This window comes from Bengtsoniella intestinalis (assembly GCF_039719005.1).
GTDB classification, from domain to species: domain Bacteria; phylum Bacillota; class Clostridia; order Oscillospirales; family Oscillospiraceae; genus Oscillibacter; species Oscillibacter intestinalis.
Window position 1 is genome coordinate 2,553,698 of the sequence record NZ_CP133584.1, and the last position, 22,347, is coordinate 2,576,044.

General features: G+C 50.0%; 21 protein-coding genes and 1 pseudogene. 11 read left to right on the forward strand and 11 right to left on the reverse strand.

All coding sequences use genetic code 11. From position 1 onward, the window contains the following. The first annotated feature begins 93 nt into the window (after positions 1 to 93). From hisC to RFF05_RS12230, 11 genes and pseudogenes are all read left to right on the forward strand, one after another. Entirely contained in the window at positions 94 to 1,158 is a 1,065-nt protein-coding gene (gene hisC / locus RFF05_RS12180; protein WP_409967344.1) for a histidinol-phosphate transaminase, read from the forward strand. A gap of 3 nt (positions 1,159 to 1,161) precedes the next feature. Then, the gene (gene hisB / locus RFF05_RS12185) at positions 1,162 to 1,749 is read left to right on the forward strand and encodes an imidazoleglycerol-phosphate dehydratase HisB (protein WP_409967345.1); all 588 of its coding nucleotides are present in this window, start codon (positions 1,162 to 1,164) and stop codon (positions 1,747 to 1,749) included. A gap of 9 nt (positions 1,750 to 1,758) precedes the next feature. Further along, positions 1,759 to 2,370: an imidazole glycerol phosphate synthase subunit HisH gene (hisH, locus tag RFF05_RS12190; protein WP_409967346.1), complete on the forward strand. Its 612-nt coding sequence runs from the start codon at positions 1,759 to 1,761 to the stop codon at positions 2,368 to 2,370. A 20-nt stretch (positions 2,371 to 2,390) separates the two neighbouring features. Next, entirely contained in the window at positions 2,391 to 3,107 is a 717-nt protein-coding gene (gene hisA, locus RFF05_RS12195) for a 1-(5-phosphoribosyl)-5-[(5-phosphoribosylamino)methylideneamino]imidazole-4-carboxamide isomerase (protein WP_409967347.1), read from the forward strand. Positions 3,108 to 3,121: 14 nt separating this feature from the next. After that, positions 3,122 to 3,877, forward strand: a complete 756-nt coding sequence (gene hisF / locus RFF05_RS12200; RefSeq protein WP_409967348.1) for an imidazole glycerol phosphate synthase subunit HisF — start codon at positions 3,122 to 3,124, stop codon at positions 3,875 to 3,877. Between the two features lie 201 nt (positions 3,878 to 4,078). Continuing rightward, positions 4,079 to 4,717: pseudogene (gene hisIE, locus RFF05_RS12205) on the forward strand (bifunctional phosphoribosyl-AMP cyclohydrolase/phosphoribosyl-ATP diphosphatase HisIE); the annotation flags it as partial. Continuing rightward, on the forward strand, positions 4,714 to 5,535 hold the full coding sequence (locus RFF05_RS12210; protein ID WP_409967349.1) for a PHP domain-containing protein: 822 nt from the start codon (positions 4,714 to 4,716) through the stop codon (positions 5,533 to 5,535). The pseudogene hisIE and the gene RFF05_RS12210, both read left to right, overlap by 4 nt. 137 nt (positions 5,536 to 5,672) lie before the next feature. Next, positions 5,673 to 6,323 carry an HAD family hydrolase gene (locus tag RFF05_RS12215; RefSeq protein WP_409967350.1) on the forward strand — a complete coding sequence of 217 codons (651 nt, stop codon included), beginning with the start codon at positions 5,673 to 5,675 and terminating at the stop codon, positions 6,321 to 6,323. A gap of 200 nt (positions 6,324 to 6,523) precedes the next feature. Further along, positions 6,524 to 7,591 carry a sugar kinase gene (locus RFF05_RS12220; RefSeq protein WP_409967351.1) on the forward strand — a complete coding sequence of 356 codons (1,068 nt, stop codon included), beginning with the start codon at positions 6,524 to 6,526 and terminating at the stop codon, positions 7,589 to 7,591. Positions 7,592 to 7,601: 10 nt separating this feature from the next. Further along, positions 7,602 to 9,053, forward strand: coding sequence for a decarboxylating NADP(+)-dependent phosphogluconate dehydrogenase (gene gnd / locus RFF05_RS12225; protein ID WP_409967352.1), 1,452 nt, complete (start codon positions 7,602 to 7,604; stop codon positions 9,051 to 9,053). Between the two features lie 310 nt (positions 9,054 to 9,363). Further along, on the forward strand, positions 9,364 to 10,188 hold the full coding sequence (locus RFF05_RS12230; protein WP_409967353.1) for a Cof-type HAD-IIB family hydrolase: 825 nt from the start codon (positions 9,364 to 9,366) through the stop codon (positions 10,186 to 10,188). 68 nt (positions 10,189 to 10,256) lie between these two features. Here RFF05_RS12230 and RFF05_RS12235 read toward each other — a convergent pair whose 3' ends face one another. From RFF05_RS12235 to RFF05_RS12285, 11 genes are all read right to left on the reverse strand, one after another. Continuing rightward, entirely contained in the window at positions 10,257 to 11,984 is a 1,728-nt protein-coding gene (locus RFF05_RS12235; protein WP_409967354.1) for a [FeFe] hydrogenase, group A, read from the reverse strand. Further along, entirely contained in the window at positions 11,978 to 13,810 is a 1,833-nt protein-coding gene (locus RFF05_RS12240; protein WP_409967355.1) for an NAD(P)-binding protein, read from the reverse strand. Before RFF05_RS12240 ends, RFF05_RS12235 begins: the two co-directional genes overlap by 7 nt. Positions 13,811 to 14,056: 246 nt before the next feature. Next, positions 14,057 to 14,419, reverse strand: coding sequence for a NifB/NifX family molybdenum-iron cluster-binding protein (locus tag RFF05_RS12245; RefSeq protein ID WP_409967356.1), 363 nt, complete (start codon positions 14,417 to 14,419; stop codon positions 14,057 to 14,059). A gap of 20 nt (positions 14,420 to 14,439) precedes the next feature. Continuing rightward, positions 14,440 to 15,297 carry an ATP-binding protein gene (locus tag RFF05_RS12250; RefSeq protein ID WP_409967357.1) on the reverse strand — a complete coding sequence of 286 codons (858 nt, stop codon included), beginning with the start codon at positions 15,295 to 15,297 and terminating at the stop codon, positions 14,440 to 14,442. Next, positions 15,294 to 16,118 (reverse strand): 4Fe-4S binding protein, encoded by an 825-nt coding sequence (locus RFF05_RS12255; protein WP_409967358.1) that lies wholly within the window; start codon positions 16,116 to 16,118, stop codon positions 15,294 to 15,296. Before RFF05_RS12255 ends, RFF05_RS12250 begins: the two co-directional genes overlap by 4 nt. After that, complete coding sequence (locus tag RFF05_RS12260) at positions 16,115 to 16,849, reverse strand: DUF134 domain-containing protein (RefSeq protein ID WP_409967359.1); 735 nt, start codon at positions 16,847 to 16,849, stop codon at positions 16,115 to 16,117. Before RFF05_RS12260 ends, RFF05_RS12255 begins: the two co-directional genes overlap by 4 nt. Before the next feature lie 136 nt (positions 16,850 to 16,985). After that, positions 16,986 to 17,990, reverse strand: a complete 1,005-nt coding sequence (locus tag RFF05_RS12265; protein ID WP_409967360.1) for a glycoside hydrolase family 25 protein — start codon at positions 17,988 to 17,990, stop codon at positions 16,986 to 16,988. A 369-nt stretch (positions 17,991 to 18,359) separates the two neighbouring features. Beyond that, positions 18,360 to 19,280, reverse strand: coding sequence for a LysR family transcriptional regulator (locus RFF05_RS12270; RefSeq protein WP_409967361.1), 921 nt, complete (start codon positions 19,278 to 19,280; stop codon positions 18,360 to 18,362). A 72-nt stretch (positions 19,281 to 19,352) separates the two neighbouring features. Further along, positions 19,353 to 20,666, reverse strand: a complete 1,314-nt coding sequence (locus RFF05_RS12275) for a citrate:proton symporter (protein WP_409967362.1) — start codon at positions 20,664 to 20,666, stop codon at positions 19,353 to 19,355. Positions 20,667 to 20,696: 30 nt separating this feature from the next. Continuing rightward, entirely contained in the window at positions 20,697 to 21,524 is an 828-nt protein-coding gene (locus tag RFF05_RS12280; RefSeq protein ID WP_409967363.1) for an alpha/beta fold hydrolase, read from the reverse strand. A 362-nt stretch (positions 21,525 to 21,886) separates the two neighbouring features. Beyond that, on the reverse strand, positions 21,887 to 22,024 hold the full coding sequence (locus tag RFF05_RS12285) for a hypothetical protein (protein ID WP_409967364.1): 138 nt from the start codon (positions 22,022 to 22,024) through the stop codon (positions 21,887 to 21,889). Positions 22,025 to 22,347: the final 323 nt, after the last annotated feature.

The window sequence follows — 22,347 nt, forward strand, 5'->3', positions numbered from 1 at the left end:
TGTCCTCGACGTCCCGCCCCCGTGCCCATCCCGCCCGCAGGCGATCGTTTTTCACTATTCACTCTTAGTTTTTAGTTTAAGGAGGAGCCCCTCATGAGCCGTTTTCTCACTGCTGAAGCCAGTATCCTCTCCCCATATACCCCCGGTGAACAACCCCAAGACCAACAATATGTCAAGCTCAATACCAACGAAAGCCCCTTTCCACCCTCTCCTCGGGTGGTGAAGGCCATTTCCAAAGGGGAAATTCAGCGCCTCAACCTGTACCCGGACCCTGACTGCACCAAACTGGTGACGGCACTGGCAAACTATTACGATTTGAAGTCAGAAAACATCGTTTTGGGCAACGGTTCTGATGAAATTTTGGCCTTTGCCTTCCGTGCCTTCTGTGGCAAGGGCAAGCCCGTGGCCTACAGCGACATTACCTATGGCTTCTACAAAGTCTGGGCGAAACTGTACGATTTAGAGTCCATCGTCGTTCCTCTGCGTGATGGCTTCGAGCTGAACGTAGACGATTACATGGACTTGGATGCCACCATTGTCATTGCCAACCCCAATGCCCCAACTGGTCGCCAAATTCCCATCGCTGACATCCAGCGGTTATTGGAAAAAGACCCCGACCGTGTGGTAATTGTGGACGAAGCCTACATCGATTTTGGTGGCGAAAGCTGTCTGCCCCTGCTGTATCGCTACGACAATTTGCTCATCGTGCAAACCATGTCTAAAAGCCGCAGCTTGGCTGGCGGTCGTGTGGGCTATGGCTTGGGTAGCCCTGCACTTATCAGCGATATTACCCGTATCAAATATAGCTTTAATCCCTATAACTTGAACCGTTTGTCCATTGCCGCTGGCGTGGCAGCGGTGGAAGATGACACCTATTTCAAGGCTTGCACAGGCTCTGTGATGGCGGTTCGCAGCTGGACAGTGTCCGCCTTGGAAGAACTGGGCTTCACCGTGGTGCCCTCTGTGGCCAACTTTATTTTCGCCACCCATGACACCAAGCCTGCCAAGGAATTGTATCAGACCTTAAAGTCTGAAGGGGTGCTGGTTCGTTGGTTCGATGCCCCCAAGATTGACAACCATTGCCGCATCACCATCGGTTCTATGGAACAAATGGAGATTTTGGTGGAAACTTTGGAACGGATTTTGGAAGGAGAATAAGCCATGTCAACTGTTGAATTACAACGTGTTACGGCCGAAACCAACATCGCCTTGACGCTCAACATCCGCGGCAACGGCGTGTCCAGCGTGGATACAGGGGTGGGCTTTTTAAACCATATGCTCACCGCCTTTGCCAAGCACGGAGACTTTGATTTGTGGGTGCAATGCAATGGTGACACCCATGTGGACGACCACCATACGGTGGAAGACATCGGCATTGTGCTGGGGCAAGCCTTTTGGCAAGCCTTGGGTGACAAGCAAGGTATTTGCCGCTTTGGGCAATGGCTGTTGCCTATGGATGAAGCCCTGATTCAATGTGCTGTCGACCTGTCTGGGCGCAGTTATCTGGGTTGGCGTGTGGATTTGCCAACAGAAAAAATAGGGTCCTTCGATTGTGAATTGGCAGAGGAGTTTTGGTTGGGCTTTGTGCGCAACTGCCCCTGCTCCCTCCACATTCGTCAGCTAGAAGGCACCAATTCTCACCATATTTTAGAAGGTGTGTTCAAGGGTGCGGCACGGGCGCTGAAACAGGCCGTGTCCATCGACGAAAAACACGCCCATGAAATTCCCAGCACCAAAGGTGTGCTATAAGGAGAATCTATGATTGCCATTGTCGATTACGGGGTGGGGAACTTGTTTTCCCTGTCCTCTAGCCTGCAATATTTGGGGCTAGAAACCATGGTCACCAACGACGTGACCACCTTGCAACAAGCCGACCGTATCATCCTGCCAGGGGTGGGTGCCTTTGGTGATGCCCGTGCCAAGTTAGATGCCACAGGTCTGGTGCCTGTGCTCCAAGAAGAGGCCAAGAAAAAGCCCTTTTTGGGCATCTGTCTTGGGATGCAGTTGCTGCTGGAAACGGGCTATGAATACGGCGTGCATCAAGGCTTGGGCTTTGTGAAGGGGGAAGTGGTGTCCTTGCGTGAGGATATCAACGACCCTGCGCTGAAAATCCCTCACATGGGCTGGAACAGCCTTGAAATTTGTAAAGATGACCCCTTGTTCGCCCATTTCAAAAACGGCGAATACGTGTACTATGTCCATAGCTTTTACGCCCGCAATTGTGAAGCCTCCACGCTAGCCACATCGCCCTACGGCGGTGTCAACGTGACAGGCGTGGTGCGAAACGGCAACGTCTGGGGCACCCAATTCCACCCCGAAAAATCTGGTGATGCAGGATTGAGATTGCTCAAAAGTTTTGCCGAGATTTGAACAACAAAGGAGAAACCCTTATGCACATTTTACCTGCCATCGACCTGCGAAATAGCGAGGTTGTGCGCTTGTTCCAAGGCGATTACGATCAAATGACCGTTTACAACGCAGACCCTTGCGCTGTGGCGCGAGAGTTTGTGGCCAAAGGGGCCACCAACCTCCATGTGGTGGACTTGGACGGCGCCAAAGACGGCACCTTATCTAACTTTGAAACCATCCGCAATCTCTGCCAAATTGAAGGTTTGGACATTGAGGTGGGGGGCGGTATTCGGGATGAAAACCGCATCAAAACCTACCTCGACCTTGGTGTGCGCCGTGTGATTTTAGGCACGGTTGCCGTCCAAGATTTCGACTTTACCGCCCGTATGGGCAAGCTCTACGGCGACAAAATTGCCGTGGGTGTGGACACCAAAGACGGCTACATCGCCACCCATGGTTGGAAAGAAGTTTCTAGCCTAAAAGGTGAAGATTTCTGCAAAAAACTGCTTGAAGTTGGTATTTCCACAGTGATTTATACTGATATTGCCTGCGATGGTGCGCAAAAAGGCACCAACCTTGCCCTCTATCAGCGCCTGACCCAAATGGAGGGGCTCAAGGTCATCGCCAGTGGCGGTGTGGGCTCTATCGCTGAGTTGAAAACGCTGAAAGACTACGGCTGTTACGGGGCTATTTTGGGCAAGGCGCTCTATGCTGGTACCTTGGATTTGAAAGACGCCATTGACGCAATGGCAACCTAAAGGAGATAGACTTTATGTTGGCAAAACGTATTATCCCTTGCCTTGACGTGCGAAACGGACGGGTGGTGAAGGGAACCAATTTTGAAGGCATTAAAGACGTGGCAGATCCCATGGAAATGGCGCGGTTTTACAACCAAGCTGGGGCGGACGAACTGGTGTTTTACGACATCACCGCCTCCTTTGAAGGACGCAATCTGTTCACCGATGTGCTGCGCCAAGTGGCCAGTGAAATTTTCATTCCCTTGACGGTAGGCGGTGGCATCAACACCGTGGAGGATTTTGACCGTGTGCTCAAATGTGGGGCGGACAAGGTGAGCGTCAACTCTGGCGCCATCCGCAACCCTGATTTAATCGGGGAAGCCGCTAAAAAATACGGCGACCAGTGCGTGGTGTTATCCATGGACGTGAAGCGTGTGGATGGGCAATTCCGCCTGTTCGCCAAAGGCGGTCGTGAAGACACAGGCATTGACGCGTTGGACTGGGCGGTGCAAGGCGTTGCCAATGGTGCTGGGGAAATCGTTCTCAACTCCATCGATACCGACGGGGTGAAACAAGGCTTTGACCTTGAAATGCTAGACGCACTTGCCGCCCGTGTTACCGTGCCCATCATTGCCAGCGGTGGCGCTGGGTGCATGGAAGACTTTGCAACGCTGTTCACCCACCAAGGCATCGACGCAGGCTTGGCAGCCTCCATTTTCCATTCTGAGCAAGTGGCCATCCGTGATTTGAAAGCATTTTTATCCGCAAAAGGCGTCCCCATGCGGATGTGATACAATGTTTTGATTGCAATGATTTTGTACGGGAGGGGTCCCACCCCCTCCCGTTCCCGTAAGTCCCGTGCCACATATTTGAAATGGCATCTGTAGGGGAGGGGTTCCCTCCCGTTCCCCAAGATATTGCATACCCTGGGGGAAGGGGTGGAACCCCTCCCCTACCACCGTATTTGATTACATTATCATAAGGAGAAACCAACCATGAACTTAAAATTTGACCAACAAGGTCTCATCCCTGCCATCGTCCAAGACCACTACACCAAAGAGGTGCTGACCTTGGCCTACATGAACGCTGAAAGCTATGCCATCACTTTGGCTGAAGGGCGCACCTGTTTCTGGAGCCGTAGCCGTCAAGAATTGTGGCGCAAAGGCGACACCTCTGGCAACGTGCAAAAGGTGGTATCCATCAAAGCTGACTGCGACGCAGACGCACTGGTGGTGGAAGTGGTGAAAACGGGCCCAGCCTGCCACACAGGGGCTGAGAGCTGCTTTTTTGACACGGTGTACGTGTCTGAGGAGCTGAAACAATTTAGCTACGAAGCCCTGTATGACTTGATTGCAGGTCGGAAAACCGACCCTCAAGAAGGCAGTTACACCACCTATTTGTTTAACAAGGGTCTGGATAAAATCTTGAAAAAAGTGGGCGAAGAATGCACAGAAGCTATCATCGGTGCGGCGAAAAACGACCGTGAAGAAACCGTGTATGAAATCGCTGATTTGTGCTATCACGTCATGGTGCTGATGGTGGAAATGGGCATTAGCGTGGAAGACATCACCCGTGAGCTAGAAGGCCGCCACGTGGTGGACACTAAAGTCAAGCAGGAGCGTATGCAATGATTTCCAGTTTGCATACCCACGCAACCCTTTGCGATGGGGCAGATTCTTTGGTAGACATGGCCAAAGCCGCTTATGGGGCTGGGGTGGATGTCTATGGGGTATCTTGCCACAGTCACACCCCTGCACCTTTTGACGCAGGGCATACCTTAGAACTTGATTTGTCTGCCTATCGTGAACAGGTGGAGACGATGCGCCTGTGCTACAAAGACAAAATGGATGTTTTGTTGGGTTTAGAATGGGATGCGACCTCGGATATGGCGTCCCAAGAGTTGGAAACCTTGGACTATTGGATTGGTAGTGTTCACAATTTGTGCGACCCCAAAACCAACACCTATCACGCCATCGATTGGGATGGGCAGAAGTTGCAACACTGCATCGACACGGTGTTTGCTGGGAGCGCGCTGATGCTTGTGGCGGCCTATTACCGCATGGTTTGTCAAGTGGCGCGGAAAAATCCACCTATTTTGGGGCATTTTGATTTAATCGTAAAGCTGAATGAAAATGGGCGGTTTTTCAATGAAAACAGCCTGATTTATCAAAATATAGCATTAGATGCCTTGGAAACTGTGGATGTAGAAGCCACGGTGTTAGAGGTGAACAGTGGCGCTCTTTCCAAATATGGGCGGATTTACCCAGCACCTTTTATTTTGCAGGCATGGCAAAAACGCGGGGGGCGTATTGTCCTCACGGCGGATGCCCACAGCGCTAGCGCCATCATCGCTGGCATGGCAGACGGGGCCGCCCTTGCTCAATCTTGTGGGTTCACCCATCACCATGTTCTCACAAATGCTGGCTGGAGAAGTTTACCTTTGGTTTAAATGCTGAAAAGCACTGGATTTTCCAGTGCTTTTTTTGGGTTTTTTTATCTATTTACCGTTGTATAATTTGTATAATTTTGATAAAATTTATGTAAAAGATAAACAAATGAAACCGACAAGAAATGAGGCAATATCCAATGTTCAAATCTGTGATTTTCGATTTAGATGGTACCATTTTAAATACCTTGGAAGACCTGACCGATGCCGCCAACTATGTATGTAAGCAAAACGGCTGGCCAGAGCACGACCAGACCTCAATCCGTAGTTTGGTAGGCCATGGCATCCCCAATTTGGTGCGCAGTTTGGCGCCCTCTGGTGGACACAGCCCGTTGTTGATGGTTACGGCTTTGCAACAATTTACGCAATATTACAAAGCCCACAACATGGATTGCACATGTCCCTACCCCCAAGTGCTGGAGATGTTGCAACAGCTCAAAGCGGCTGGCATCACCATGGGGGTCTATTCCAACAAGCAACACTGCTTTTGCCAAAAACTAGTGGAACATTACTTCCCCGATATTTTTGTCTATGCTCAAGGAAAAGAAGAAGGGGTGTCCCTAAAGCCCAGCGTGGAAGGCACGGAGCGTGTGCTTGCCGCCATGGGTGTTGACAAGGCCACCACATTATATGTAGGGGACAGTGACACCGACATGGAAACCGCACAAAATGCAGGTTTGCCAGCCTGCGCCGTCACATGGGGCTTTCGAGATGCCCACCAACTGCAAGCCTACAATCCAGCTTATCTGGTGTCCACAGCCCAAAAAATTGTGGATATTGTGCTTGGATAATCGTATTTTTCACCCTGCCAAGGTTGACTTGGCAGGGTTTTTGTACAGAGTACAATACGTCAGACAAATTTTTATACAAGATATGGCAAATCCCTTGTCAATGGCTTTTGTGTATGATATACTACGTCTAGATATATTAGGTTTGAAAAATTGAGAAAACCCACAAAAATTCATATGACGTCGAAAGGATTATACCAGCTATGAGTAGACAATTTCGCTATGATTTAGTTTGCCCCACCAGCATGGGGGTGCGTATTACCCCTATGAATCGCCAACCTGCCCACACCAGTGACCAATTTGTCATGAAGGCCACCAGTGCCGAGTCCAACGTGCTCAATGTGTCTGCTTCTTTGGGTCTGCGCACCATGGTGATGAGTAAGTTTGTGGCTGAAAGCCCTGTGGCTTGGATCATCAAGGCTGATTTGCGTGCCCGTAACATCGGCTACGAAGGTGCCGAGGTTGACCAAGGAGGCGCTTGGGGTTATCGCCACCAATTCAACATTGCTGACGGCGGCTTTGGTATGCGTGGCCCCCGTGTGTGGAATGACCGCTCTGGCGAGGTAGGCCGCACCATCTCTATGGACGAGTTCGACATTGAACGCATCTTCGTCAAAGAAGGCGTGAACATCATTCACCTGTCTGGTTTGTTTGCAGCGCTTAGCCCTGAAACCAGCAAGTTCTGCGTGGAGCTGGCTCGGGTTGCCAAGGCCAACGGCACGCGTATTTCCTTCGACTTAAACTTCCGTGCCTCTTTCTGGAAAGGCCGTGAAGAGGAATTGTCTGCCGCTTTTGCTGAAATTGCTTCTTTGGCAGATATTCTCATCGGCAACGAAGAAGATTTCCAATTGGCACTGGGCATCCAAGGCCCCGATGCTGGCGGTCACGAAATTGGCGACAAAATCGAAAGCTTTAAGCAAATGATTTTGCGTGTCCAAGAAAAATATCCCAACGCCACCACCTATGCCACCACCTTGCGTCAAGTCATCAGCGCCAACGAACATATGTGGGGTGCTATTTTGTACGCTGGCGGTGAATGGTACGTGGAAGAGCCCCGTGAAATCCATGTCTACGACCGCATTGGCGGCGGCGATGGCTTTGTCAGTGGGTTGCTCTACGCCATTTTGAAGGGCTGGGATTGCGACAAGTGGCTCCAATTCGGCTGGGCTTCTGGCGCTTTGGCCGCCACCATGGATGGCGACTATGCCACCCCTGTGGATGAAGATCAAGTTTTTAGCATTTATAAGGGCAATGCCCGTGTGAAACGATAAGGAGAATGACATGAAAAAAGCTGATATTGGGTTAATCGGTCTGGCTGTTATGGGCGAAAATCTGGTGATGAACATGGAATCCAAAGGCTTCACCGTGGCAGTGTACAATCGCTCTACCGAAAAGGTCACCAACTTTGTCCAAGGCCGTGCCGCAGGAAAAAACATCATCGGTTGCACAACCTTGGAAGAACTGGTGGCAAATTTAGAAAAGCCCCGTAAAATTATGCTGATGATCAAAGCTGGTGATGCAGTGGATGCCTCCATTGATCAACTGCTCCCCTTGCTCGACGAGGGCGACATCATCATCGACGGTGGCAACAGCCACTTCCCCGACACCATGCGTCGTACCGCTTACGTAGAAGCCACTGGCAAACTCTTTATGGGTTGCGGTGTTTCTGGCGGTGAAGAAGGGGCATTGAAAGGCCCCAGCATGATGCCCGGTGGTTCTGAAGCCGCTTGGTTGGCGGTTAAGCCTATTTTCCAAGCTATTTGCGCCAAGGTGGAAGACGGTTCTCCCTGCTGTGATTGGGTGGGTGAAAACGGTGCAGGTCACTTTGTGAAAATGGTGCACAACGGCATTGAATATGGCGATATGCAGCTGTGCTGTGAAGCCTATCAGCTGATGCGCGATGTGTTGGGTATGTCTGCTGGCGATATGTATCCCGTGTTCGCCAAGTGGAACGAAGGGGAGCTGGATAGCTATCTCATCGAAATCACCCGTGATATTCTGGGCTATACCGCTGAAAATGGCGAAGTGGTGGTGGATAAAATCCTTGACACCGCAGGCCAAAAGGGTACTGGCAAATGGACGGCCACTGCTGCCCTTGACCAAGGGGTGCCCCTGACGTTGATTGGCGAAGCTGTGTTTGCACGCTACCTGTCTTCTTTGAAAACAGAACGTGTCAACGCAGAAGCTGCCTACCCCAAAACCATCCCCGCTTACGAAGGTGACAAAGAAGCCTTGATTGAAGAAATCCGCAAGGCACTCTATGCCGCTAAAATTATCTCCTATGCCCAAGGCTATGCGCTGATGCGTGCCTCTGCCAAAGCGTATGGTTGGAACTTGAACTACGGTGGCATCGCCCTGATGTGGCGTGGCGGCTGTATCATCCGCTCTGCGTTCTTGGGGAAAATCAAAGAAGCCTTTGATGCCAATCCTGAATTGGAAAACCTCATCCTCGACCCCTATTTCAAAGACACCATGTTGGGCTTAATTCCTGCATGGCGTAACGTGGTGGCGCTGGCTGCCAAGTCTGGTGTGCCTGTGCCCACCATGAGTGCCGCTTTGAACTATTTCGACGGTTACACCACCGCTGCTCTGCCTGCCAACCTGCTCCAAGCCCAACGTGACTACTTCGGTGCCCACACTTACGAACGCATTGACCAGCCCCGTGGTCAATTCTTCCACACCAACTGGACTGGCGAAGGCGGCAACACCACCTCCAACACCTATAACGCATAATCTTTAAATGGATTTTCCCGTTTAAATGTCCTCGCGTAGTATTTGAAAAATCCCAATAGTAGATAACGGGGCTTGTAGGGTATTCGTAGGGGAGGGAACCCCGCCCCTACATTAGGTGTGAGCGTTTTGGTCTCGTTAAGTATAATTGAGATTTTGAATGAACGGTAGGGAATGGTGTTTGCCCGTTCCGCTTTCCAAGGCAAATTGTGCCATGGGTTGCGGAATGGTCAAGACCATTCCCTACGTGCGTTTCAATCCGTATACATAAAAATCTTTGCCATTTTGTAACGAACACAAGGAGACTTCCCCTATGAATAAACCTGCTATGATTTTGTTTGACTTGGACGGCACCGTCCTCAATACAAACAAGGAAATTTCACCCCGTACCCGTGCTGCTTTGGAGGCGGCGGTGGCACAAGGCATTGAAATCGTCCCTGCCACTGGGCGGTTTTTCAAGGCCATGCCCCAAGTGGTGATGGATTTGCCCTTCCGCTATGCCATCACCGTCAACGGTGCCGCCATTTATGACCGCGAGACCCAATCGGTGCTCCATAGCGAAACCATCGACAATGCCACCACTTTGGCTGTGTTCGATGAATTGGACACCATGGACGGCATTTACGATTGCTATTACGACGGCTGGGGCTACATGGAACAAACCCAGCACGCCAAGGCAGAGGAATATGTTGCCAATAGCCACATCGCTAAAATGGTGTCAACCTTCCGCACCCCTGTGGCAGATATCCGTACATTTTTGGGGGATAAGGCCATTGAAAAGACCCAAATTTTCTTGAAATCAGCGGAGGAACGTGCAGAACAGTTAAAAGCCTTGCCCGTGAAATTCCCTGATTTAAAAATCACCTCCTCCGTGCCGGGGAACATTGAAATCAACAGCCAAAACGCCAACAAAGGCTATGCCATGGAAACGCTGTGCCGTTTGTTAAACCTTGACCCCACCGCCACTGTGGCCTTTGGGGATGATTTGAACGACGCCACCATGATTGCCAGCGCTGGCCTTGGGGTTGCCATGGGCAACGGTGTGGCAGAAATCATCGCCATTGCCAATCGGACTGCCCCTACCAACGATGAAGATGGTGTGGCTGTGGTGATTGAAGAATTGTTAGCTAGTGTCTAATCGTTAAACGATATCGAATAAAAGCACGGTTTCCCTGTAAAAGACAAGGGAAGCCGTGCTTTTCGTATTTATTGCTTTTGATGGCTGGTGTGGAGCAGTTGGTGGGCGAGATGACCGCAAGGTTCCCCCATGAAATCAGCGTACAGGGCTTGCACGTCCTTGTTTTCGTGGGAGAAACGGACAGGGGCATCGCCGTCCAAAGCGTACAGGGTTTGCCCCCGTTGGGGAGCCAGTTCTTCCCCGTGACGCACAGGTTGACCGCCACCGCCGACGCAACCACCAGGGCAGGCCATCACTTCTACAAAGTGGTAGTGGGCGGTGCCGTCTTCAATTTGCTTTAGCAGTGTGCGTGCGTGGGCCAGCCCAGAGGTGACGGCGATGTTCACCGTGTGCGCCCCAATTTGCAAGTTGGCAGAGAGAATGCCGTTTTCTTCCTTGGCAGAATTGCGCACCATGGCGAAGTCGTCAGGGGAGGGATTGCGCCCCATAATGGTGGCATAGGCCGTCCGCAAAGCGGCTTCCATCACCCCACCAGTGGTGCCGAAAATCACCCCTGCGCCAGAGGCATCTTCTAAAATGGTGTCAAAGGGAATGTCGTGGAGATTGTCTTTGTGGATGGATTCACTGCGCATCATGGCCACCAATTCACGGGTGGTAATGACGGTGTCTACCTCTTTGCCAGCAAATTCTTTGTAGTACAAATCCTTGTTGCACTCGTCTTTTTTCGCCACGCAAGGCATGACGGAAATGCAGTGGATGTTCTCAGGATTGACCCCGATTTTCTCTGCAAAATAAGACTTGGTCACTGCACCAAACATTTGCTGTGGGGACTTGGCGGTGGATAGTTGGGGCAAGAAGTGAGGGAATTCGCTTTGCAAAAACCGCACCCATGCTGGGCAACAAGAGGTGAACATAGGGCGCTTGTCCAGTTCGCCAGCGGTGAAGCGTTGCAAAAATTCTGTGGCTTCTTCCATGATGGTCAAATCGGCAGAGAAGGTGGTGTCAAAGACGTAATCCACCCCCATTTTCTTCAGGGCGTGGGCGATTTTCCCCACGGTGGCCTCATCTGGAGACAAGCCCATTTCTTCGCCCCAAGCGGTGCGGACGGCAGGGGCAATTTGCGCCACGGTGATTTGATTGGGCACACCCAGCGCGTCCCACACCTTGGGGCTGTCGTTGCGTTCAAACAGCGCCCCCACAGGACAGTGGGTGATACATTGACCGCACAATGAGCAGTTGGCATCTTCGATGTTGCCGTGGTTTGCCACGTTGACGGTGGTGCGAGAGCCAGTGCTCTCCACATCCCAGACCCCAAGACTTTGGACTTTGTCGCAAATTTGGATGCACCGCATACATTTAATACACTTGGCAGAGTCACGAATGAGAGGGAACTTTTTGTTCCAAGGCCGCTTTTCGTAGTGCTGTTCATAGGGCAGGCCTTGGATGCCCAAATCGTTGGCCACGTCTTGCAACAAGCAGTTGCGACTTTTGGAGCAAATGGCGCAACGGGCATCGTGTTGAGACAAAATCAGCTCCACGGTGTTGCGACGGTTGGCACGGACTTTGGGGCTGTTGGTGTGAATGACCATGCCCTCTTGCGCCACGTTGTTGCAGGAGGTAATCAGCTTTTCAGAGCCTTCTAGCTCCACCACGCAGACACGGCAGGCGGCGATTTCGTTTAAGTCTTTTAAGTAGCACAGACTTGGGACGTGTACACCAATTTCCTTGGCGGCCTCCATCAAAGTGGTGCCTTCTGGCACGGACACAGGCTGGTTGTTGATGGTTAAATTTACCATGATGTTTCACGACCTCCTTTGAAAATACCGTAGCCAAAGTGGTCACAGCGCAAGCATCGACCGCTTTCTTGGTGGCCTTCCGCTGGGGTCATGCACAGCTCTACGCCATCGAAATCGTGGATGCGCTCTTGGCTGTCACGTTCCACAGCGTTGACACGACCACAGGGGCCTGTGACGATGACCCGTGGCACGGGGATTTCCACAGGGCAGTCGATGGTGTGGTGATATCCCAAAAATTCATCGATGTTGGCAGCCACCACTTTGGCGGCGGCGATGGCTTGGATGACGGTGGCAGGGCCAGTGGCGCAGTCGCCCCCAGCGAACACGTCGGGCATTCCCTCAAAGCCACCAGAGCTGGCGGTTTTGATTTTGCCCCGTTCCACAGGCACACCAGAGGCCACAATGTGGGCAGTTTCAATGTTTTGCCCAATGGCGGAGATGATGCGGGTGCAAGGAATGATGGTGGTTGGCAGGCCAGAAGGCTTGACAGATGCACGACCGTCTTTGATGGCGCTGATCATTTGTGGCAGGATTTCTAGCCCAGAAACAGCACCATTTTCGTCTAAAACAATCCGAGATGGGGCACTTAGCGTAACGATTTCCACACTTTCTGCCACGGCACCGTGGATTTCATTGGGCAGGGCGGTCATATCGGCAATGCGACGGCGATACACAGCGCTGACCTTCTTGGCACCAAGGCGGACAGCGGTGCGGACAGCATCCATGGCTACGTTGCCACCGCCGATGACCACCACGTTGTGCCCCTTCAAATCTACCTCTGTCCCCTTGCTCACATCACGGAGCATGGTGACCGCAGGCATAATGCCCTCGGCATCTTCGTTTTCAATGCCAAGGGTTTTGTAGGTGCTGGCACCGATGGTGATCAGGACGGCATCGTAGTCGTCACGGAGTTGTTGCAAGGTGACATCTTTGCCGATGTATTTGCCGTGGATGACCTTGACGCCAGTGTCTAAAATGGCTTGAATGTCGTGGTCTAAACGGTCTTTTGGTAGGCGATAGTTGGGAATGCCATAGCGGAGCATACCGCCCAGTTGGGGCAAACTTTCGTAAATGGTCACTTGGTGACCCATCAGTTGCAGGTAGTAGGCGGCACTCAAACCACCGGGGCCACCGCCGATGACGGCGATTTCTTTGCCAGTGGCAGGGGCACAGCTGGGGGGTGGCACAAAGCCAGCGTTGTCCGCCACAAACCGCTTGATGCCACGGATGTTGATGGCGCTGTCCACCATGTTGCGGCGACACCGTGCTTCGCAGGGGTTTTCGCAGATGAAGGCACAGGTGGTGGGGAAGGGGTTGTCTTTGCGGATGAGACGCACGGCGTCGGCATGGCGACCTGCGTGAGCCAAGGCGATGTACCCCGGCACATCCACCCCAGCAGGGCACATGGCCACGCAAGGCACGGGATGTTTGTATTGGCAGGCGCAACGACCGTCACGGATGTGGGCTTCGTAGTCCTCACGGTAGCCGATGAGACCTTTGTACACCATGTGGGCGGCTTCATAGCCGATGGCGCAGTCGGCAGATTGCATGATGGACTTGGCGTTTTTCTCCATCAGTGGCAAGGTGGTTTCGTCGGCACGACCTTCTAAAACGTCGGAGATTAAGAGTTTCAGCTGCCCCAAACCGATGCGACATGGGGTGCATTTGCCACAGGTTTGAGAGTGGCAGAGTTCCAAAAATGCAAGGGACATATCCACGGGACATAGCCCTGGTGGGCTGGCCTCAATGCGCCGTTCTAGGTCTTTGTACAGACCTTCCACCACCCGCTGAGAGCGGTTGGGGATGTTGATGCTTTTTCTGCTCATGACAAACAGTTCCTTTCCTGCGTTGATACTAGAAGTTGTAAAATTTGTAAATCTAGTATGCGCGCATTTGTAGGAAAAGTCAACAATTGTTCTTTTATTCACAAAGGAAACAAAGGTTTGTTGTGACAAATTGACAAAAAATAAACAATCACATAGAATTTGTTGGAAATTCAGCAATTCATGAAAGAGGAATCCCCCAGAGCGGAGGCAGTGCCTGTAAGCTCTGGGGGATGTTTGAATTTGTAATTAGTGGTGTTCGCCGCAGCTGTCTGCGTGTTCGTGGTGATGGCAGATGGAGCCAGTGGATTGAAGGTTGCCTTGCAAGTAGGCTTCCACAGCGGTTTTGGCATCCCCTTGGGCACCTAGCACCACTTCCACATTGCGTTCATTGAAAATGTCCACAGCACCGCCACCCATGCCACCAGAGATGATCACTTCTACACCCATGTCAGCCAAGAAGTTGGGCAAAAAACCGGGACGATGACCGGGGTTAGGGATGGATTCGCTGGTTTGGATGGCTCCGTCAGCGGTGTTGAAGACCATAAAGTTTTCGCAGTGGCCAAAGTGTGCCCAAATGTCAGTTCCGTTACAAGATACAGCGATTTTCATAGTGTTTTCTCCTCTAAATATTATAAAATGTGTTGGATTTTTCGGTAAATTTCACCGATGGCAGTCCTTGCAGGACAGTCTACTTCTGCCACGGTTGCGCCGTTGTTTATCGCCTGCACCGCTTGGGGGTCAAAGGGGATTTTTCCCACAAATGGCAAGTGTTGTTGGGTGCAAAAGGCCTCGATTTCTGCCGTATGACTGGGGCTGATATCCCACTTATTCACGCAAATTGCTAGCTTCACCCCAAAGCCTTGGGCAGTTTGCACCAAGCGTTTACAGTCGCTGATGCCGCTGTTGCTAGGCTCTGCCACAATCAGCGCCATGTCCATACCACCAAGAGATGCCATCACAGGGCACCCGATGCCAGGGGAGCCGTCTAAAATGGCAAGGTCACACGCTGGCGCGGATTTTAGCATAGTGGTTTTCACCTCAGAGACCAGCTTTCCAGAATTTCCGCGACCCATTTTCAGTGTGGCGGTGGAAAATACGCTGTCTCCAAGATAAAGTTGGCGTTGCCCAGCCACATCGGGCACAAGGGTGATGGCGTCCGTGGGGCACATCAGCTGGCAGACCCCACAGCCTTCACAGGCGTAGGGGTTGACACTGGCACCGTCACGGGTCACGGTGATGGCGCCAAATTGGCATCTTTTTTCGCAGATGCCACAGCCCGTGCACAATTTTTGAGTTACCACCGCCTTGTCGCCGCCCATAAAATCGGCCACTTGAGGGGGGCAGGTTTGTCTGGTGACCAGATGTAAATTGGGGGCATCTACGTCACAATCTGCCACGGCTTTTGCCTGCGACAGATGGATAAGGGCGGCAGAGACGGTGGTTTTCCCTGTGCCACCTTTGCCGCTTAAAATCACAAGTCGTTTCATACTAGCCCTCCAATCTGCGCCAATAAATGAGCAAATTGTGTGCGCTGTTGAGGCAGGGTTTCTGCCACCAACTCCCCTTGGCCAATCCGTTGCGCCAAAGCGATGTCATAGGGGATGCGCATAAATATGGGCAGGTTTTGGGTGGTACAGAAGGCGTCTAATGGAGGGTAGGGCGCGGTTTCTTTGTTGATAATCACCCCACAGGGCTTGCCCAGCAAGGTTGCCAATTCATACACCATTTGCACATTGTGAAACCCGAATGCTGTGGGTTCTGCCACCAAAATGCAACAATCGGCAGCCATAATGGTTTCTGTCACCGAGCAGGCACTCCCCGGTGGACAATCTAAAATGGTCAGTCCATCAGCTTGTTGTAAAGCACGCTTGATGATGGGTACGCCAGAGGCTTCGCCTGGATTTAAAATCCCTGTCACCACGGTGACGTCACCATGGTGTCCTGTTTCGATGGCACCCACAGCTTTTGGGGCATAGGTGATGGCTTCGTATGGGCAGGCGATGGCGCATCCGCCACAACTGTGGCAGGCTTCGCCGAAGACCATAGGGGTGCTTTTGATATACACCAAAGCATGAAAATGGCAAAACTTGACGCACTGTTTGCACCCTGTGCATCGCTGGGCGTCAAAGACGGGCGCGGTGGTGGAGACAGTTTGGCTGGTGATGGTGTGTGGCTTGAAAAACAGGTGCCCATTGGGGGCTTCCACATCGCAATCGATATAGGTGCATTTGCCAGCCACAGCGGCTAAATTGGTGGCAATAAAGGTTTTTCCAGCGCCACCTTTGCCACTTAAACACGCAATCTTCATTGGATACCGTGGAAGCCACCGTGGAAGTGGGTCAGCAGATCCAACTGGTTTTGCTGGAAGGCGGTGACACTATCCATGGCGCTTGCTTGTCCAGATTTGTAAATCGTAATGTCAGCAGCGGCGAATACATCAGCGGCATTTTGACCGCATCGTGGCGTGATAAGCGCGGTGATGGCGCTGTCTAACAGGAATTGTGCCACCTGCATCCCAGCGCCACCGTGGGCTTGGGCGGCAGGGTTTTCCACTATGGTGGTACCACTTTCTTCCCAGAACAGGAAGAAGGGGGCTCGTGCCAACACGGGACAAATGTCCACTTGATTCTCGTCTAGGGGAATGGCAATTTTCATGGTGCGTCCTCCTTGGTTTGAATGGGTGCTAGATGGGGCAGATTTGGCTTTATGGCGCTGACAGCCGCCGCAGTTGCAGTGGCGTTCTTGTCCGTCGCAGAGCCGATAATCGCCACCACCAATCTCAATGGTGCGGCCTTCCACCAGTGCGTCTGCCATTTTTTTGCGACCGCTGGTGTAAATCTGTTGTACCGTGGCACGGGCAATGTGCATATAGGCGCCGCATTGCTCTTGGGAAAAGCCTTCGCGGTCAATGAGTCGCATGGTTTCGTATTCGTCTAGCTGTAGCACGATGGGGGGCTGCGTCTGTGCCCCTATGGCAGGGATAAAGCGGTTGTTTGCAGGCAATGTGCAAACTTTGCGGCATTTTCTCGGTCTAGGCAATGGCGAACACCTCCTAGATGGTTATTGGCATATGCCATTAATTTCAGTATACACGTATGGTAGAAAATGTCAATATAAAGTTTGGGAGATGGATAAAAAACCGCCCACGACGGGCTTCCGTCATGGGCGGTGAGGATTATTCGGTTGCTGCTTGCAAAGGTTCTTCTTCCGCTGTTAAATCCACCAGCATCAGATTTAAATCCACATAGCCTTCAATGCCATCAATGGCTCCTTTGTCGCTGTATTGCCAAATTTGGAAATCATAATAATAGGTGGGGTTATTGCGGTAGGAGGCCAGCCAGAAGGGGTTGTCCGCTAGTAAATCCAACTCCATGTACAAATAGGCGAGGCTTTGGTTGAAATAAATCATGGTGTCGTAACCAGCTTTTTGCATCTGCTCATTGAACACTTGGTTATAGAGGGTGATGCACTGGCCAGTTGTGCCGTTGGTGCGGGCGATGGAGCTGTTGTCGATGAACTCCCAGTCGAACACCACAGGCAGTTGTAGTTCATAGCCATCTAAATGTTCTAGCACGAAATAAGCCTCTTCCAAGGTTTCCCACACGCTGGTGGCTTGGGAGAAGAAATATACGCCTACATCTATGCCAGCGGCTTGGGCATCCACCATGTTTTGGTGGAAGTGGCTGTCTAAAATCATCACACCTTCTTCTCCGTAACCACGGAAGCCGAGGCGGATGATGGCGAAGGACACCCCGTCGTCTGCCACGGCTTGCCAGTCGATGTCCCCTTGGTGAGAGGAGACGTCAATGCCCAAACGGGCATCGCCATAGGAGATGATGCCGTCGTCCCCTACAATGAAACCATCTTGGTCGTAGGTGTTCACCGCCAAGTCAGGGTTGATGGGCAATTGGTAATTGCCAAAGGAAATGTACTCCACAGGGTCGATAACTTCTTCTTCTGGGATGGGGGCCACAATGGGGGCCTCCTCCACGGGTTGTAAACTGAGCCAATAGAAGTAGCAAATACCGCTGCTTGTGATGGCGGCAATGAAAGAAAGGAGCATGGTCAGCACCATCAGTCCAGTATGGTTGCGCTGGGGACGAACGCGCTGACGGCTGTGAGCTGGGGGTCGTGGTTCTGCCACGGTGGTAGAGGTGGTGCGATCCATCATATCTGGCATGGTGTGCTCCTTTATAGTTAAATAGTATACAAATACTCTAACAGTTTTGTCGAAAAATGTCAAATCCATTTCATGGGTAAATAGCGCAAGCCCCACTCCACTGGGAAAATCCTGTGGGGTGGGGCTTGTTGCGATGGAAGGCATTTGTTTATGCTGAAAATTGCCGACCTGTGTGGGCAATGGTGTAGCTCTGAGAGATAAGGGCTTCCAAAATGGTGGGCAACGCCTCTGGCGTGTGAACGGCGGCATTGTGGAATAAGACGATAGACCTAGGTTACACCCGAGACGTGACGCGTTCTGTGATTTCAGCGGCCGAAATCTCCAGCCAATTAAGAGAAACCACCAGTGTTGAGGAAAGAAGATTTAGTATTATCCTACATAAATATCTTTTGTAATTTCAATAAATGCCTTGGTGGGACCTGTTAGCGTTGTCTTTTTTGGATAGGCCAACGCAAATTGCCAATAAGCTTCATATTCTGGTTCCATATAGCATAAATTGGGACTTTCGGAGCAACGGAAAAGTTTGAGATAGCTTTCAGGGAGGAAGGTGACACCCATTCCCATTTCAGCAAACCGCAAGGCTGTTTGCACACTGCTGGTGGTTAGCAATATATCTGGGCGGGTGATGTTGGCCTTGTTCAATATTTGGTCAGAAACCTGACGCACTCGTTGATACGGGAAGGATAAAATGAATTTTTCATCTGCCAAATGTTCTGGATTGATATAGGGGAATTTTTCTCCATTTTTATAATACATATATTTTTCAAGAGGGTGATTTTGGGAAAATGCCACCACATACTTTTCTTTTGATATAATTTCATAGTCAGCCACATCGTGCTTTAAAGGTAGATGAATCAACGCGATATCAACGTCGCAATGAGACAGCAATGACTCTAATTTTTCAGAGGAGCCTTCTATGATGCTGATTTCCATATTTGGAAAGCTCTTTTGATAGTATGGAAATACTTCAGGCAACACATAGGAACCAATATGGGCGGAGGTGCCTATTTTCAAACGGCCAACGTAATTGCTGTTGATGTCACAAATTTCTGCTTGAAAGTCACGATACAGCTTCATTGTTTTTTGGGCCATTTTTAAGTAGCATTCTCCTTGATACGTTAACTGCATACCCATGTTGTTTCGATTGAACAGTTTCACATCAAGACTATTTTCCAGCCGTAGTAAAAATAAGCTCAATGCAGGTTGGGATACCTGCAATTTTTCAGCTGCTTTGGTGATGCTTTTTTCCTCAGCGATTGTCAATATGTATTTAACTTCCTTTTGATTCAAGGCCAATTCCTCCTGTGTGAACGTATGCAATGACACAAAGTGCCCGGTGGGACACTTTGTGTCATTGTGTGCTTAAACCATAATAATGCCAGTTAGGCAACCAAACAGAATCATCAGTAACCCTAAAATCCACAGTGGGAAGAAAGAGAACCGCATGTGTTCTTTTAAAGATAAGCCAGACACAGCCAAGCCTAAGAATGTGGAAGATATGACGGGTGCCAATGTGAAGCAACTGTCAGCGCCTACGCCAAAGGCGATTGCCACGCTTTGGGCAGGGATGCCATATGTGCCGCACACTTCAATCAAAACAGGCAAGATGCCGTAGTATAAGGTGTCGGGTGCCACAGCAAGACCCATAAAGCCACCAAATACACCAAAGATAATGTGCAACTTAGAGTTGAGAGCAGCAGGTAGGGCGTTGATGATGAATTCAGCCATGGCTGTAATCATCCCAGTATTATTCAAAATACCCACCATCACACCAGCGGCCAAAACGGTGGCCACAAGGGAGATAACCTTAGGTGCATGGGCTTTCAAGCGTTCTTCTTGGTCTTTCACGTTTGGATAGTTGACGGCCAATGCGATGACGTCGCCAATCATAAAGATAATATAGTTTGCAAATGGGGATTTGAACAACAAGACAAAGACAAAGATAGTCAGTGCAACATTGAACCATACCAATTTGGGGCGCTTCAAGCTGTCAACTTCGCTCATTTTGTCGCTAAGAGTGCTGGCGTCATCAGCTTCAGGCAAGCAGGTAACTACACCTGCGCCATTTTTTGTTTCCACTTTTGCCAGAATAAAGGCCATACCAATGCAGCAAATCCAACCAAAGATTTGGATGGGCAGATAAGATTGCCACAAAACGCTAGAATCCATATCCAACACGATGGATTGGCGGTTCAACACGCCACCCCAAGGCACTAGATTCATAACGGTAATCACAGAGCAACACATCAGCATAACGGCCTGCATTCTGATATTCAATTTTTTACACAGAGGCATCAGTGCTGGGATTGCAATCAAATAGGTTGTTGGGCTGTTGCCGTCTAAATGTCCAATGGTACCGATGAGCACGATGGCAAGGAAAATACCCACAATTTTGCCATTGGCGACATTGATAAGACTTTGCACCAATTTATCAAACATGCCAGTGTCGGTCATAATCCCGAAGTAGGTGACAACAAACACAAACAGAGCGGCCATGCTCCATGTGGTGGAGACACCTGCGGCACTATATTCTGCAATTTCAGTGATGGAGAATCCATTGATCAATGCGGCCAAAATGGGGAGAACAACAAACAGTGCTAGAGGCGTTGCCTTTCCTCTCAATAGGAAAAACATCAACAGGGCGATCATAATAAAACCGGTCATTGCTAACAACATAATAAATCTCCTTTCAATCTCTGTTCTATTTTAAATGGGGTGAATTTCTTCTATAAAATCAGATAATTCTCGATTGAATTTATCTGCCTCATACATAAACATTAAGTGTCCGCTTTCGTAGAATTTTACAACTTTTGAATAGCCAGAAACTTTAGAAGCGAAAAATTCAACCATATCTAGGCCGTACGCTTTGGATTGGGCCCCGAAAAAAGCGGTTGGCACAGAAATTCTATGTAGCGTGTCAACATTGTTTGTATGGGAAAAGTCATAATGCAATTCAATGGCGGAAGCAGACAAGGTTTTTGCGCATTCTGCTGTGACCCACTCTCTATCTTCGGCCTGCAAGCCGATGCGGTCAAAAAACTTTTCGTTGAAATTGGTTCTGTTAGTTTCTAGTTCCATATACACGTTGTGCCAATTTTCAACATTGTAATTTTTGCCACGATGGTGGTTCCAATCGTCTCCTGAAAAAGGGAATAAAGAGCCATCCATAAGTACAAGGCCTGCTAGTTTGTGCTGTGAGAAATTGCTGGCATAGGTCACCACAACCGATGAAGCCAGCGACCAACCCAGTAGAACAAAGGAGTCCAATGATAGGTGGTCCACCAGTTCTTTTATGTCTAAGGCGTGGCGTTTTAAATTGTTTCCAAGAGCCGTCTTGGAGGAGAATCCTTGTCCGCGAGGATCTATTGTAATCACGCGATACTTTTTTGACAATGCGATGGCATTCTTTTCAAAAAATTTGCATGTGCATAAAAACCCCGGTATCATGACAAGTGTTTGCCCACTACCGCGATCTTCGTAATACAAGTGAATGCCATCAGATGTGGTGAAAAAGTTATTTTGCGAAACTTCCAATCTCGATTCCTCCTTTTTTAAGTTAGGATTGAAATATATCTCATATTTTTATTTTATCATTCGCTTGCTATGTAGTCAAATTTATCTATATTAATATTTATATAATAAATAAGTTATGTTACTTTGGGATTTTTATCTGTACCATTGTTCAATGTTTTGTTTTTAGGCAAAAGATTGAGATGAATCAAAATTTATTTTAAATATACTGGAAATTTACATAAGAATAATGTTGGTTTTTTGTTGAATTTTGCTTTGTTTGAAATAGTGGGTGTCTTCATTCCCACATGACCCGTCGATTCGTCGATTCGACGGGATTCGACGTTGGAGACTGGAGGCTATATTGCCTGCCGTCAAATGGGGCCTCATTTTTGTTGGGAAAAATCGTCGAATAGGCTTAAAAAGGTGAGCACTTCTTCTTTGGTTTGTAGGTTTTTGCCGAAAAACAGCAACTCTTTGTGGAAATATAGGTGGGAAATGTCTTTGCGATTATGACTGTGCATGGCTTGAAAGACTGAGTGCCTACAATAGAACAGGATAAAACAACGCAACCGTGCAGAAAACTTGCATGGTTGCGTTGTGGTGCGGGTAGGACGGGATGCCCTCATCCTGCCACGGCACGTACGATGTAATGCTGTTTCACCTAGCCCCATGGTAGGGGAGCCCAATGGGCTCCCGCCCCCCGTGAGGGATGGCGTGCGGTGCCTTCACCAATCACCGTAACGGCAATTTGATGGTGAAACTAGACAATCCCTTTCGCCGCATATATGGAGGTCAAAACCGACCCAAAAGATAGCGCCATGCCAAAACCCGACAAGTCAAGACT